Source organism: Paenibacillus catalpae (assembly GCF_900112695.1).
Taxonomy (GTDB): Bacteria; Bacillota; Bacilli; order Paenibacillales; family Paenibacillaceae; genus Pristimantibacillus; species Pristimantibacillus catalpae.
The window spans coordinates 241,105-253,993 of the sequence record NZ_FOMT01000004.1; the positions used below are offsets into that span (position 1 = coordinate 241,105).

The following is a 12,889-nucleotide window of genomic DNA, read 5'->3' on the forward strand; positions in this document are numbered from 1 at the left end:
AAACGAATTAACCTTTTACCGAACCGGCCGCAATGCCTTCTACAATCCTGTCGCTGAGGAACAGGAACGTAATGAGAATCGGCAGGATACTGATCATCAGCGTAGCGCCGATAGCGCCCCAATCGGTGGTATATTGGCCGATGAAGTTCTGCACGCCGACTGTAAGCGTCTTGAACTTATCCGAGCTGATAAACGTATTGACGAAAATAAATTCGTTCCAGTTGTAAATCATGTTAATGATGCCCGTTGTCGCCAGCACGGAGCTGGTCATCGGGAAGACGATCCGGAAAAATACGGTATGGATGCCCGCACCGTCGATAACAGCCGCCTCTTCCACTTCCTTCGGCAGCGCATAGTAGAAGCCGAGCAGGATCATAATGGTGATTGGCATGTTAAACGCCACATATGACAGGATCAAGGACAGCGGATTATCAATCAGATGCACTTTGTTGAACATGCTGAAGAGCGGAATAAGCGTCGAGTGAACCGGAATCATCATCGCGACCATGAAGAGGCCAAGGACCAGCGAGCTTAGCTTCCATTTCATGCGGGTAATCGCGAATGTAACCAGGCTGCCGAGTACGATTGTTCCAGCGGTTGCCGCCACGGTAATCCATACGCTGTTCAGGAAATACGTATCAATATTGCCCGCATTCCACACTTTGCTGTAATTCTCCCAGTGCGGAGGCGAGGGCAGAGCAAATGGCGATAGATTAAACACTTCCTGGTTATTTTTCAAAGAGAAGAACATGAGCCAGATGAGCGGATAGATCTGGAACACCGCAACGGCGATGAGAACAATATAAAGTACAGCGTAGCCGATCTTCATCCCTATTCTCGTACCGGATTTCGCTTCGCCGCCCAGGTTCACAGTTGTAGATGACATGAAGCGTACCTCCTCAAAAGAATTATCACACAAACAGCCTGGTTAAGGCTGTTTGTGATGATTCTTGCATCGTAAGCATTAACCTAAAGAATTATCACACAAACAGCCTGGTTAAGGCTGTTTGTGATGATTCTTGCATCGTAAGCATTAACCTAAAGAATTATCACACAAACAGCCTGGTTAAGGCTGTTTGTGATGATTCTTGCATCGTAAGCATTAACCTAAAGAATTATCACACAAAACAGCAATTAAGAATATTGGATCGTGTCTTTACTTGCAGTTGCCTTGCGGATGATATACGTCACGATTAGACAGATCAGGAGCAGGAAGAAGCCGATCGCACTGCCGTAACCAAAGTCATAAGCTTTGAACGCTTTATGGTACATGTACGACGCCATTACTTCACTTGAACCGTTAGGACCGCCGTCCGTCATGACATAGATCAGGTCGAAGTATTTCAGGGAACCTACCACTGCAAGGACAATCGTTACTTTGACAACCTCCATCACAAGCGGGAACTTGATTTTCCAGGCTATCTGGAAGGCGTTCGCTCCATCAATCTTAGCTGCTTCTTCAAGCGAAGACGGGATGTTCTTCAGTGCTGCATAATAGATCAGAATATAGAAGCCCGCGTACTGCCACAGAATCGGAATAAACAATGCGAACAGAACAAGATCCGTTTCTGCAAGCCAGGCGGGAGGATTTGCAACGCCAAGGGATTCCAGCAAGCTATTCATAATACCGTTAGTAGGATGATAGATTTTGAGCCACAACTGAGCGATAGCTACCGAAGACAGCAGCATCGGGATTAAGTAGATTTTGCGGAACAGGTTTGCTCCTTTAAGTTTTGCCGCTAACACCATGGCAACAATGAGATAGATAATAAGGCTGACCATCGAAAATACAGCGAGTAAAAGCGAGTGCCCCGCGCTTTTCCAGAAATCTTCGTCTTTAATCAGTGTTGCGTAATTATCCAAACCAACCCACTTCATAGCGCCAATCCCGTTCCACTCGTTCAGCCCGTAATATCCCGTCAGAACGATAGGAATATAAACAATGGCCAGGATGAGCAAGAGCGAAGGCAGAACATATAAAGCAATGACTTTCTTGTTAGATAGCACCTTATCCAAATCGGCCGACTCCTTTCTCTGTCAAAAACAAGGAGAGCAGCCTATCCGGCAGTTGAACCCGGCCGGACAGGCCTCCCTTATTTTTAGATGTCTGAACTAGTTGCCTTTCGTGATGGCCGCATCTTGCTCAGAAGCAAATTTCTCTGGGTTAACGGCTTTGCCGAAGAGCGATTGGATCATGTTCAGATGAGTCTCAGCCGCATTAGCCGGCAATTGTACGTCTGCGAACAAGGTAATGCTGCTTGCTTTGTTCAGTTCGTTGAACAGATCGATGTACAGCTGAGGCAGCTCGATCGAAGCTGTGTCGATCTTCGTAGCCGGGATAACGCCTGCTCCCGTTACGGATTGCTCGCCCCACTTCGTTACGAAGTATTGCACGAATGCTTTTGCTTCTTCTTGTACTTTCGAGTTTTCCGATACGAACAAGCCTACGCCAGGACCGCCAACCCAGCTGTCCGCGTTGCCTTTTCCGCCTTCAACTGTCGGGAATTTGAAGAACCCAACGCTGTCGCGGAACGATTGCGGAACGTCCTCGTTTGTCGTGAAGTTAGGCAGCTCCCACGTACCCATCAGGTACATTGCAGCGTTGCCGTTCAGGAATTCAGATTTTGCTTCTTCGTTCGACAGGCCGTTGAAGCCTTTCACGAATGCATTCGCGTCTACAAGCGACTGTACTTCAGCAGCTGCTTGCTGCAAGCCTGGATCCGTGAATTTCGCCGTGCCTTTGATTGCGTTTGCTACCGTTTCTTGACCGGCAATGCGGTCAGCCAGATACATGTACCACAGGGAACCTGTCCAGCGGTCTTTGTTGCCAAGTGCGATTGGGGCTACGCCTTTTTCGGACAGCGTTTTCACAACTTGCTTGAATTGCTCGTATGTCGTTGGAACTTCAAGATTGTATTTTTTGAAAATCTCTTTGTTGTAGTAGATTGGAGCGATGTTGAACTCCAGCGGAAGCGCATACGTTTTGTTGTCGATTGCGTAAGCTTCCGTTGTACCCGCTACGAATTTGCCGTTCAGCTCGCCGCTCAGCAGGTCGTCAACCGGAGTGAACAATTTGCCGTCGACGTAAGGCTTCAGGAAGCCTGCTGCCCAAGTTACGCCTACATCAGGAAGTTGATTGGAAGCAGAGAGGACTTTCAGCTTGTTCTTGTATTGCTCGTTATCCAGAACCTCTTGCTTGACTGTAACGTTTGGATGTTCTTTTTGGTAATCGTCGATGATTTGGTTAACGATCTTGTTCTGTCCGGCAGATACGCCTTCCGGCCACAGATGCATGAAGTTAATCGTTACCTTCTTATCGGAACCGCTTTCAGAAGAGCCGCCGTTAGAAGCTGTGTTGCCGCTATTTGAGCTGCTGCCGCTGTTGTTGTTGTTGCCGCATGCTGCCGTTACAAGGGCCAGACAGAGAATAAGTGCCATTGTCATCCACTTCGTTTGCTTGAACACGTTTACAACCCCTTTTTTACTGATGTGTTTGTCTTGCTAAGTAGATTGTAACAGCGCTTTCACTATGGCATAAGGTCATACGAGTTGGGAAAAGTACTACTTTTATTGGATTGTTTCCTCGGCATGGGTAACATTCTTCCGGTACTGTCCGGGGCTTACGCCTTCATGCGAGCGGAACACTTTCACGAAATATTTGGCCGTCTGGTAGCCTGCCTTCTCGGCAATTTCATTGATTGACAGGCGCGTATTGGTCAGCAGCTCCTTGGCTCTCTGAACCCGCCGTCTCGTTAAATAATCGCTGAATGTCAGCCCGCATTGTTCTTTGAAAAGCACGCTGAAATAACTTGCGTTCATATGCAAGTGGTCAGCAATATCCTTCATCGTAATCGGCTCATGCAGATGCTCATCCAGATATTGAATCGCCTCTTTTACAGGTGCGCTATACTGGTTCTCCTGCTCCGTTGTCTCCAGCAGCTTTGTATCCACAAGTCGTTCCATCCGCTCGATGCGGTTCATCTCTACCTCCTTGCGGAAGGCGAGCTCTACGGCTTCAACAAGCTTAGCTTTGTCTAACGGCTTAAGTAAATATTCAATAACGCCAAACTGCAAGGCCTTGTGGGCATAGTCAAATTGGGGATGGCCGGAGATCACGATAACAACCGGCGGATGTTGTCGTTCCCTCAGCTTCTCGACAAGCTCCAGCCCGTTGATCTCCGGCATCCGGATATCCGTGATGACGAGATTCGCCTCATTCTCATCCAGCCATTCCAATGCCTCTACCGCGCTTGACGCCGTTGTTATACGGCAACGCCCGGCGGACCAGGACTCCAGCACTTTACGTACGCCTTCTCTTGTTCTTGGCTCATCGTCCACAATCAGTATCGTCTTCATTCTACCAAGCCCCCATGTTCAATCGGTATTTCAAAGGACATCTTCGTGCCCGCTCCCGGCTCGCTTTGAATCTGCAAGCCTTCCGTCTCTTCCCCGTAATATAGCCTTAGCCTGCGATCCACATTCGATATGCCAACCCCGGTGCCCTTCGCATCATGCACATGCCCCAGCTTCATCGCCGCATACAGGGACTGCACCTTGTCAAAGCTTATCCCCGGTCCGTTATCCGTAACCGAAATTCGAATATAGCCGGGACGTTCCGTATCCTCGACGTTTATGACAACCGATCCTTGCCCAAGCCGCTGCTCCACGCCATGCGAGATCGCATTCTCGACAAGCGGCTGGATTAACAGCTTCGGAATCGGAACACGGCGGCGGCTGTCGCAGCCTTCAATTCGCCACACAAGCCGATCAATCAGACGCATGTCCATAATTTTCAGATAGCGTTCCGCATGCTCCAGCTCGTCTTCCACCGTTACCCATTCATCATCGTCTGCACGGTTAATGACATACCGGAACAAGCCGGACATGGCAACAACGACCTGCGACAGCTCTTCCTCCCCTTTGTCCTCAAGCGCCCAATACAGCGCCTCCAGCGTGTTGAACAGAAAATGCGGGTTAATCTGCGCCTGCAGCGCCTTCAGCTCCGTCCGGCTCTGGATGATTTCCTTCTCATACACAACCTCGATCAGCTCGTTCAAATACGCGACCATCTGGTTGTACGTATTGTTCAGCTCATCAATCTCCAGGGTGGAGGAGGCAACCGGAATCGGCTTCAGCGAGCCGTACTTGGCTCCCCTCATTGCCTTAATCAGATTAAGGATTGGTCTCGTAATCATGGTCGACAGTATAAACGTCAGAATGATAAACAACAAACCGCCGATAATGACAGACACCTCAATGGCGGTCCGCAGAACAGAGATTCCTTCCGTCGCGTAGGTAGCCGGCGTCAGAATGAGCACCTTCCAACCCGCTGCCGTATCCAGCTGCTTTTGCACCGGGATATACGATTTGCCGTTCATCATAATGGCCTTCCGGTTTGTCTGCTGCAGAACGTCCTGCGGAATGTCCGACGAGAAGTTAGCCGCTATAATCTGGCCGGAGCCGTCAATAAGCCCCATCTCTTCTTTCCCGTCCGAGGACGTATTCGTATCGATCAGCTCAAAATATTTTTTATCAATTCGGACCAATAAATACCCGGCATTCGAAAAGGATTGGTCAATCAGGCGGACTCGCCGTATTGCCGTAATCTGATTCGGATTTTTCGGATCAATGCCGTACCAGACCAGCTGGCCTGCCGCGCGATCCGCCTGACGGATCCACTCGTTCGGCACCTTGTTGTACAAGCTGACATCCGTCAGCGGGAACAACACCCGAAAGCCGTTGGAATATAACTCAATGGATTGCACGCCGCTGACATATGCCTGCTGCTTACGGATTTCATGCTGCAGCACCTGACGCTCCTCGAACGTCAGCATCGTTCCGCCAGCCTCCTTGGCCATCAGACTCTGAATCGACGCATTGGTAGCCACCTGCATTGTAAACGTATCCATTTGATGCAGCAGAACATCCATCTTGCCGGTCGCCTGCACCGCCGTCTGCTGGATATGCTTCTCGGCATTATTGCGCAGCAGCTCCGAGACTTGTCCGTAGGTGAAAAAGCCTACGGAAGCAAGCACCAGCAGCATAACGAGCATAAACCCCAGGAAGATTTGGTTCCGCAATGTGTTCATCCGGTTGAACTGGAACAACTCAAACACCCCCGCCCTAATATCTGTAGCCCCTACTATACACAAAATCACTAAAAAAAAGAAAGCCCTCGGTTGGGGCTTGTCTCATTCGCCCGCCGCAGGCAAGCCGCTTCAAGGTGCGCTTAATCAAGCTTTATCTGCGGGCATCTGCGCTGAATCTCAGCTGTAACAGAGAGCCACAAATCCCTTTTTTGGCACAAATACCAATCCTTAAATCCCCCTGTTCATAAGCTTATCCAGGCGCTCCTTCACCTGCTGCCATTCTTCCGAGATAATGCTGAAAATAACGTAATCGAGTCCGTTATACTTCTTGCGGAGTATCCCTTCGCGCTGCGCGCCAAGCCGTTCAATGGCACGTTGAGAGCGATGATGCGTGGTCGTTGTAATAAGCTCCACCCTTACCGCCTCCCACTCTTCGAAGGCATATTTCAGAAGCAAATACTTGCATTCCGTATTCACTAATGTCCGCCAGACCTCCGGTGAATACCAAGTCCAGCCGATATTCAAATTACGGTGGAAAGAGGCAATCCGGAGAAATCTTGTCGTTCCGACGATCCGGTTCAGCTGCTTATCGAAGACGGCAAAAGGAAATTCATCACCACTCTCACGGCCTTGCAGCGCTTGAGTGACAAAGTGCTGCATCTCCTGAACGGTGCTGACCTTTACAGGCAAGTGCTCCCACAGTTCTTTCGAACGGGAACAATCAAATAAAGGCTGGACATGCTCCGCTCCAAGGGGCAGCAGCTTTACTCTTTCACCTTCCAGCTCAATATTATCCATGTAAACAGCTCCTCTGCTTGTTAGTCCGCGCCATTATTATCCATTTTCTGTTATATTCCTAATCATATCTTCTCCTCCGTAATGGAGTAAAGGACAAACATCTATCCAAGCTGCTGGCCAGATTTGAAACGTTGCCGCTTCTGCATTCGGTCAGCCATATTCCCGCTATCCCCGGCTTTGTTAAGCATCCGCCATGCATCGGGGCCGTTCTGGCCTCCACGCCGCTGCCTCGGGAGGTTTTGCCGCTCACCGTTGCTTGGGAGCAGCAGCATATCCCCGTTGGACTGCTCCAGCAGCGAGACAGTGGCTATCCATCGGCAGCCCGGGAAACATTTATAGAGCTTGTCAAGACGCTTATAAAGTCTGAAGTACAGGAAACCCGCCATTGACATAATGGGCTGTGCGCTATATTTTTCTAATAAGCTTGCTGCTAAATAAAACATTGCGAGGTGTTGTGGACATGTCTGTTGAATACCGCATTGAGGCTCCAGTAACAGCCGTCCAGGTTGCCGAAGTATTCCGGAGCTCCGGAATTAAACGTCCAGTAGACAATCTTGCCCGTATTCAGAAAATGATCGATAACGCCGATCTGACAGTCACGGCATGGGACGGTGACGAGCTTGTCGGTGTCGCCAGAGCCGTAACGGACTTCTCTTATTGCTGCTATCTGTCCGATCTGGCCGTCAGCAAGACCCATCAGCGGCTTGGCATCGGCACAGAGCTTGTTAGCCGCCTTCGCGAGCATCTCGGTGAAGAGGTATCTCTGCTGCTGTTATCTGCCCCATCCGCCATGGATTATTACCCTCAGATCGGATTTAATAAAGCGGATAATGCGTTTTTGATTAAACGAGTAAGATAACAAAAAAGACCCGACGGAAATCGCCGGGTCTCATTTGTATCTAAGACTAAACAGCCTTATCCATCGCATGCCAGTAATCCGTTTCAAGCATCTTCAGTCCAGCCAGCCATTCTTCTCCGCGATCCCGATCGCATCGATCCGATTCTTGGCATCCAGCTTCTGAATCGCTTCCGACAAGTAGTTGCGGACTGTTCCCGCCGACAGGAACAGCTTCGCCGCAATTTCGTTTGCAGTCTTGCCTTCCCGTGCCAGGCGGAGCACTTCCCGCTCCCGCTCGGTAAGCGGATTCTCTGCTTCCCAGAACGATAAAGCCAGCTCCGGGCTGACCGCCCGCTTCCCTCTGTATACATTACGCAGGGCAGCCGACAGCTCATCAATCGGAGAATCCTTGAGCAGAAACCCTTTTACCCCGGCTTTCATCGCCCGTTGAAAATACCCGGACCGCGAGAAGGTAGTCAGGATGACGACCAGGCAAGGATGTCTATCCGCACCAAGACGCTCGGCGACATCAAGACCGCTCAGCTTAGGCATCTCTATATCCATCACGCATAAATCAGGCTTTAGGCTTCGGATCATCTCCAGCGCCTGCTCGCCGTCTTCCGCTTGTCCAATCACTTCAATATCTTCTTCCATATCCAGCAAGGCGCTCAGCGCACCGCGCAGCATCCCTTGATCTTCCGCTACAAGTACTTTCACTTCGGTTATTCCCCTTTCTTCGAGCGTACTCTCGGCACCATAATGTTCAAGCAAGTACCCGTACCTTTCACCGATTGCACGTCAAGCCTGCCGTCCACCAGGTTTAGCCGCTCCTGCATGCCTCTAATCCCGTTATGAGCCGGCCCCTTCTCGACCGTATCGCAGCCTATCCCGTTATCTCGGATGGCCAGCCTATACTGGTCTGGCGTCATGGCCCACTCAATGACGCAATGGCGGGCCTCGCTATGCTTCACCACATTGGTTACCGCCTCGCGCAGACACATGCCAAGAATGTTATCTATAAGCGGACTTAATTGGGCGGAAGCAGGGTCGCCTTGAACATTTAACGTTATAAAAGCAGCGGCCAATATCCGCTTCGCATTTGACAGTTCGTCCTGCAGCGTTACCGTATTCATGCCCGATACAAGCTCCCGAACCTGCTTCAGCGCTGCGCGGGAAGTAAGCTGAACATCCCTTATTTCCTGCTTGGCTCGGTCGGGATCGTGAACAATCAGCTTTTCGGCCAATTCGCTCTTTAGCGTGATCATCGTCAGCGTATGGCCAAGCGTATCATGCAGCTCGCGGGAAATCCGCTGCCGCTCCTCCTGCTTGGACAAGCGCGAAATTTCGTCATTAGCCAGCTCGAGCTGGGTACGGAGCAGCTTGGAACGACGGCCGATAAACATAACAAATGGGACTAGCAGTACGGCAACCATGGCAGGCAGTAATTCAAGCAGTGCTTCAAGATGGTTCATATTCTCGTAATGCCACACCTGAACCCCAAACAACAGAAGCTCACAAGACAGAGCAATGCCAATCTGTCGGAGGTTCGGCAGCATCCCAATCAGCGAGGCTGTAAAAAAGCCCATGTATATAAAGTTTTCATTGTACCGCCAGCTGAAATAAGTAATAACGAGCAAATGAATAATGACTGCCCAGATACGCCAGCGTTTGCTCAGATGACCTGCGATATAACTAACGATAAATACAATAATAACCGGATATCCTACCCATTGCTCCTCAGCTGGACGATCGCCTAAAGCTGAGATGGGGAATAAAATGTAGACGAGCCATAGCAGCATAAAGAAAATTGGCGGCCCCCCTTCAGGGGGCCGCTTTGTAATCACTCGACGTATTGCGATCAATAAATTTTGCATTACACCGCTTCCTGTTTTTTCATGATATAAGACGAAATCGCGAGGAATACAACAACATACGCAGCCAATATTCCTACGCCGGTCCAATTAATCGATACGCCGGCAACCGCATCCCAAGCTCCTTGGCCAAGACGGTAAGTCGGGGTAAGATGAGCTATGGTCTTCATCGTGCTCGACATTGTATCCGTAGGGAACCACAAACCGCCAAGAATGGAAAGTCCCATATAGCATATCATGGAAAGCACCTGTACAAAATCCGCATTTTTGATCGAACCGATCAGTGTGCCGAGGCCCATAAAGGAGAAGCCGCCGATGAAGATAAACAAGCCGCATGCAATCCAGGTCGATATACTTAAATTCACGTCTTTGAAGATACCGCCAACAAGGAACATCACAATAATAATGGCAAGATTAATGACGGCTTGGGACAACACTTTAGACAATACATAAGACCACGACGGCAAAGGCGTGATTTTCAGCAATGACAACCATCCTTGACTCCGCTCTCTCGACAGCCGCTGAGCATAAGAAGTAAGACTAGCCCCTACAACGCCGTATACCGTCATCGACATCAAATAATAGGATTTCCAATCGACATTGCCAACTTGCACATTATCGCCAACCGTATTGGTAAAGATAAAGTAGAACACAACGGGCATTATAAACGAGAAAATAACGAATCGGCGGTTACGCACCGTACGCAGCAGCTCCGCTTTGCACTGGGCAAGCGTTGCTTTCATATTTGTAGATTGACTCATAAGATAACATCCCCCTTTAATTCGTGGAGTGAACGATCGCTTGGAATGCATCCTCAAGCCCGCCACTTTGGATTTCAATATCTTTCATATCGAAACGCTGTTCAATCAGCTTCATAATTAATTGGTCCGTATCCCGGCTATGCAGCTTCACGCGTCTGCCGCTCCATTCCACATCGATAACGCCAGGCAGGGCCTGCAGCTGCTCTGTTGTAACAGTAACGCCGGCGGTAAAGGAAATAACGCGGCCTGTTGTCTCCGCTTTAATCTGGCTTGGCGAGCCATCCGCAACAACCTTGCCCTGATTAATAACAACGATGCGGTCCGCAAGGCTGTCTGCTTCTTCCAGATAGTGCGTCGTCAGGACGACCGTACGCCCTTTTTCCGCCATGGAACGGATCGTATCCCAGAACATTTGGCGGGAGGTTACGTCCATGCCAACCGTTGGTTCGTCGAGGAAAATAATATCCGGATCGCCTGCCGCCGCAAGCGCAAAGCCCAATCGGCGCTGCTGTCCGCCGGACAGGGAGGCGGCCATTTTGTCTTTTTCCGTCTCGAGGCCGGAGATGCGAAGCAGCTCCGGCAAGGAAAGCGGGTTGCTGTAATAGCTGCGGAACAGCTCGATCGTTTCCGCCACTTTCAGATTATCAATGACGCTGACGTCCTGCAGCATTGCGCCGATCCGGTTGCGCACCTTGATATCCTTCGGACTGCCGCCAAGCAGCTTAATTGTTCCGGAAGTCGGCTGCTTTAGTCCGAGAATCATGGAGATGGTCGTCGTCTTGCCGGCGCCGTTTGGTCCGAGCAGCGCAATGACCGTTCCTTTCTCCACCTTCAGCGTTAATTGGTCTACCGCTTTTTTGCCCTGGTAGATCTTCGAGACTTGATCCAGTTCAATTGCAAAACTCATGGTTTAACTCACTCCCGCTATCTATAATTTGTCATGCTGTTTCATCTGAAGTTGCGGCCCTTGCTTACATACTCATCTTACCGTTTCCGGATAGGTGATCCTACGCATGAACGTAATCTCTTTCAGATGACAAATGTCATATAGTGGAGATGATAAGTTACAATAAGGCAGTACCTATTTACAAAAGGAGCTTACCGATATGATTGATTCCATCTTTGAAACTCATCTGCAAGTGACGAACCTGGAGCGCTCCATTAAGTTCTATACAAAGCTGGGACTGACTCTCGCGCTGCATAAGCCCGAGCGGAGGTCGGCTTTTTTCTATGTGGGAGAACGCAGAGACCTGCTGGCTTTAAAAGAGGTGCCTAAAGGGCAAAAGCTGCAGCCCCGCCACTTCGCCTTTGGCTTACAGCTCGACCAGCTGATGCAGGCGGAGGAATGGCTGATCGAACGGGGCATCTATCCGCTTCCGGGCTTTGGCAAAGATGCATCGGAACCCTTCGTCCATGCGTGGATGCCGGCAGCAAGCGTCTACTTCAACGACCATGACGGCAACGAGCTGGAGTTTATGGCTTGGCTGGACGACGAGCCGCAAAACCTGGACTATGTTCCTTACTTAAGTGAATGGAATGAAATAAAACAAAAAATAAGACCCTGAAGGGCCTTATTTAATCGGGCATATGTATCCACACCAGTTAAGCAGACTCGCACTGTACAAAGTGCAGTATATTAGCCCAAAATACGGGCGACGGACAATCTATATTGTACTGAATACAGTATATTATTCGGAAATTAGCCCTTATGCAGGGTTTAGTTCATCATATCCTGCACGATGTGCAGGATATCTCTATTTTGGGGCTCAAATGAACGATTATGCTGCACTTCGTGCAACGTCGGCGTTGAAGACGATGAACAGGGGGACTCTATCGGTTTCCTTCCCACTCCTCGTAAAATTGCTCAACATACTGCTCCATATAGCGGTGACGTTCCTCTGCTATTCGCTTGGCCGCGTCCGTATTGACCAGATCCTTAAGCTTCAACAGCTTTTCGTGAAAATGGTTGATAGCCGTGCTCTTCCCGTTACGGTATTCCTCCCGAGTCATCTCGCTGCGTGGCGGGATAGCCGGGTCGTGAATCGGAGTCCCCTTCCAGCCCGCATACACAAAAGCCCTCGCAATAGAGATAGCCCCAATTGCATCAAGACGGTCGGCATCCTGCACAACCTTACCTTCCAGCGTACGCATCGGCGGATTAGTCCCGGCGTTATAGGACATATTCGAGATGATGTCCATGACATGATCGCGCTGCTCTTTATCATGCATATACTCCTCAAGCCAGAAACGGACCTTTTGCAGTCCGGCTTCCTTCGACGGATTCAGCTTCTCGTCCGCCACATCATGCAGCAGCGCTGCAATCGTGCAGATGAAAGAATCCGCCCCTTCCTCACGGGCTATACGCTTCGCCATCTGCACAACCCGGTGGATATGCCACCAGTCATGGCCGCTTGCGTCCTTCTCCAGTTCGGAGCGGCTGAACTGTTCCGCCGCATGAATGATTCTCTCTTTTTCGTTATGTGCTAATTCCATCGTTACACCTCATGTTTCAAGAAATGACCTTCATTCTTA

Annotated in this window: 14 protein-coding genes; 2 read left to right on the plus strand and 12 right to left on the minus strand. The window is 49.9% G+C overall.

Going from position 1 to position 12,889, the window contains the following annotated elements; genetic code table 11:
- Positions 1-7: 7 nt before the first annotated feature.
- The 7 genes from BM200_RS18830 to BM200_RS18860 all read right to left on the minus strand — a co-directional run bounded on the left by BM200_RS18830 (position 8) and on the right by BM200_RS18860 (position 7,279).
- A complete protein-coding gene (locus BM200_RS18830; protein ID WP_091188204.1) occupies positions 8-886 on the minus strand; it encodes a carbohydrate ABC transporter permease in 879 nt (292 codons plus the stop codon).
- 248 nt (positions 887-1,134) lie between these two features.
- Positions 1,135-2,016, minus strand: a complete 882-nt coding sequence (locus tag BM200_RS18835) for a carbohydrate ABC transporter permease (RefSeq protein ID WP_091188205.1) — start codon at positions 2,014-2,016, stop codon at positions 1,135-1,137.
- Between the two features lie 96 nt (positions 2,017-2,112).
- Positions 2,113-3,444 carry an extracellular solute-binding protein gene (locus BM200_RS18840; protein WP_425434592.1) on the minus strand — a complete coding sequence of 444 codons (1,332 nt, stop codon included), beginning with the start codon at positions 3,442-3,444 and terminating at the stop codon, positions 2,113-2,115.
- 123 nt (positions 3,445-3,567) lie between these two features.
- The gene (locus tag BM200_RS18845) at positions 3,568-4,356 is read right to left on the minus strand and encodes a response regulator transcription factor (protein ID WP_091188207.1); all 789 of its coding nucleotides are present in this window, start codon (positions 4,354-4,356) and stop codon (positions 3,568-3,570) included.
- The gene (locus BM200_RS18850; protein ID WP_091188208.1) at positions 4,353-6,107 is read right to left on the minus strand and encodes a cache domain-containing sensor histidine kinase; all 1,755 of its coding nucleotides are present in this window, start codon (positions 6,105-6,107) and stop codon (positions 4,353-4,355) included. Before BM200_RS18850 ends, BM200_RS18845 begins: the two co-directional genes overlap by 4 nt.
- A 210-nt stretch (positions 6,108-6,317) precedes the next feature.
- Positions 6,318-6,887 (minus strand): GNAT family N-acetyltransferase, encoded by a 570-nt coding sequence (locus tag BM200_RS18855; RefSeq protein ID WP_091188209.1) that lies wholly within the window; start codon positions 6,885-6,887, stop codon positions 6,318-6,320.
- A 101-nt stretch (positions 6,888-6,988) separates the two neighbouring features.
- Positions 6,989-7,279, minus strand: a complete 291-nt coding sequence (locus BM200_RS18860; RefSeq protein ID WP_139230809.1) for a hypothetical protein — start codon at positions 7,277-7,279, stop codon at positions 6,989-6,991.
- A 68-nt stretch (positions 7,280-7,347) separates the two neighbouring features.
- Between BM200_RS18860 and BM200_RS18865 the strand changes: the two genes are divergently transcribed.
- Positions 7,348-7,746, plus strand: coding sequence for a GNAT family N-acetyltransferase (locus BM200_RS18865; RefSeq protein WP_091188211.1), 399 nt, complete (start codon positions 7,348-7,350; stop codon positions 7,744-7,746).
- Between the two features lie 93 nt (positions 7,747-7,839).
- Here the strand turns inward: BM200_RS18865 and BM200_RS18870 are convergent, their stop codons facing one another.
- The 4 genes from BM200_RS18870 to BM200_RS18885 are packed head-to-tail and all read right to left on the minus strand — an operon-like array spanning position 7,840 to position 11,264.
- Positions 7,840-8,442 carry a response regulator transcription factor gene (locus BM200_RS18870; protein WP_091188212.1) on the minus strand — a complete coding sequence of 201 codons (603 nt, stop codon included), beginning with the start codon at positions 8,440-8,442 and terminating at the stop codon, positions 7,840-7,842.
- A 5-nt stretch (positions 8,443-8,447) separates the two neighbouring features.
- Complete coding sequence (locus BM200_RS18875) at positions 8,448-9,599, minus strand: sensor histidine kinase (protein ID WP_091188213.1); 1,152 nt, start codon at positions 9,597-9,599, stop codon at positions 8,448-8,450.
- Positions 9,599-10,357 carry an ABC transporter permease gene (locus BM200_RS18880; protein WP_091188214.1) on the minus strand — a complete coding sequence of 253 codons (759 nt, stop codon included), beginning with the start codon at positions 10,355-10,357 and terminating at the stop codon, positions 9,599-9,601. The genes BM200_RS18875 and BM200_RS18880 overlap by 1 nt, the downstream gene beginning before the upstream one ends.
- Before the next feature lie 16 nt (positions 10,358-10,373).
- Positions 10,374-11,264: an ABC transporter ATP-binding protein gene (locus BM200_RS18885; protein WP_091188215.1), complete on the minus strand. Its 891-nt coding sequence runs from the start codon at positions 11,262-11,264 to the stop codon at positions 10,374-10,376.
- Positions 11,265-11,463: 199 nt separating this feature from the next.
- Between BM200_RS18885 and BM200_RS18890 the strand changes: the two genes are divergently transcribed.
- A complete protein-coding gene (locus BM200_RS18890) occupies positions 11,464-11,922 on the plus strand; it encodes a VOC family protein (protein ID WP_091188216.1) in 459 nt (152 codons plus the stop codon).
- 265 nt (positions 11,923-12,187) lie between these two features.
- Here the strand turns inward: BM200_RS18890 and BM200_RS18895 are convergent, their stop codons facing one another.
- Positions 12,188-12,850 (minus strand): HD domain-containing protein, encoded by a 663-nt coding sequence (locus tag BM200_RS18895; protein WP_091188217.1) that lies wholly within the window; start codon positions 12,848-12,850, stop codon positions 12,188-12,190.
- Positions 12,851-12,889 lie beyond the last annotated feature (39 nt).

What these genes read in the sequence shown, in the direction of transcription:
- BM200_RS18830 (WP_091188204.1), bottom strand. Translation starts at nt 886, where the DNA reads ATGTCATCTACAACTGTGAACCTGGGCGGCGAAGCGAAATCCGGTACG.
- BM200_RS18840 (WP_425434592.1), bottom strand. Translation starts at nt 3,444, where the DNA reads ATGACAATGGCACTTATTCTCTGTCTGGCCCTTGTAACGGCAGCATGC.
- BM200_RS18845 (WP_091188207.1), bottom strand. Translation starts at nt 4,356, where the DNA reads ATGAAGACGATACTGATTGTGGACGATGAGCCAAGAACAAGAGAAGGC.
- BM200_RS18855 (WP_091188209.1), bottom strand. Translation starts at nt 6,887, where the DNA reads ATGGATAATATTGAGCTGGAAGGTGAAAGAGTAAAGCTGCTGCCCCTT.
- BM200_RS18860 (WP_139230809.1), bottom strand. Translation starts at nt 7,279, where the DNA reads ATGTCAATGGCGGGTTTCCTGTACTTCAGACTTTATAAGCGTCTTGAC.
- BM200_RS18865 (WP_091188211.1), top strand. Translation starts at nt 7,348, where the DNA reads ATGTCTGTTGAATACCGCATTGAGGCTCCAGTAACAGCCGTCCAGGTT.
- BM200_RS18875 (WP_091188213.1), bottom strand. Translation starts at nt 9,599, where the DNA reads ATGCAAAATTTATTGATCGCAATACGTCGAGTGATTACAAAGCGGCCC.
- BM200_RS18880 (WP_091188214.1), bottom strand. Translation starts at nt 10,357, where the DNA reads ATGAGTCAATCTACAAATATGAAAGCAACGCTTGCCCAGTGCAAAGCG.
- BM200_RS18885 (WP_091188215.1), bottom strand. Translation starts at nt 11,264, where the DNA reads ATGAGTTTTGCAATTGAACTGGATCAAGTCTCGAAGATCTACCAGGGC.
- BM200_RS18890 (WP_091188216.1), top strand. Translation starts at nt 11,464, where the DNA reads ATGATTGATTCCATCTTTGAAACTCATCTGCAAGTGACGAACCTGGAG.
- BM200_RS18895 (WP_091188217.1), bottom strand. Translation starts at nt 12,850, where the DNA reads ATGGAATTAGCACATAACGAAAAAGAGAGAATCATTCATGCGGCGGAA.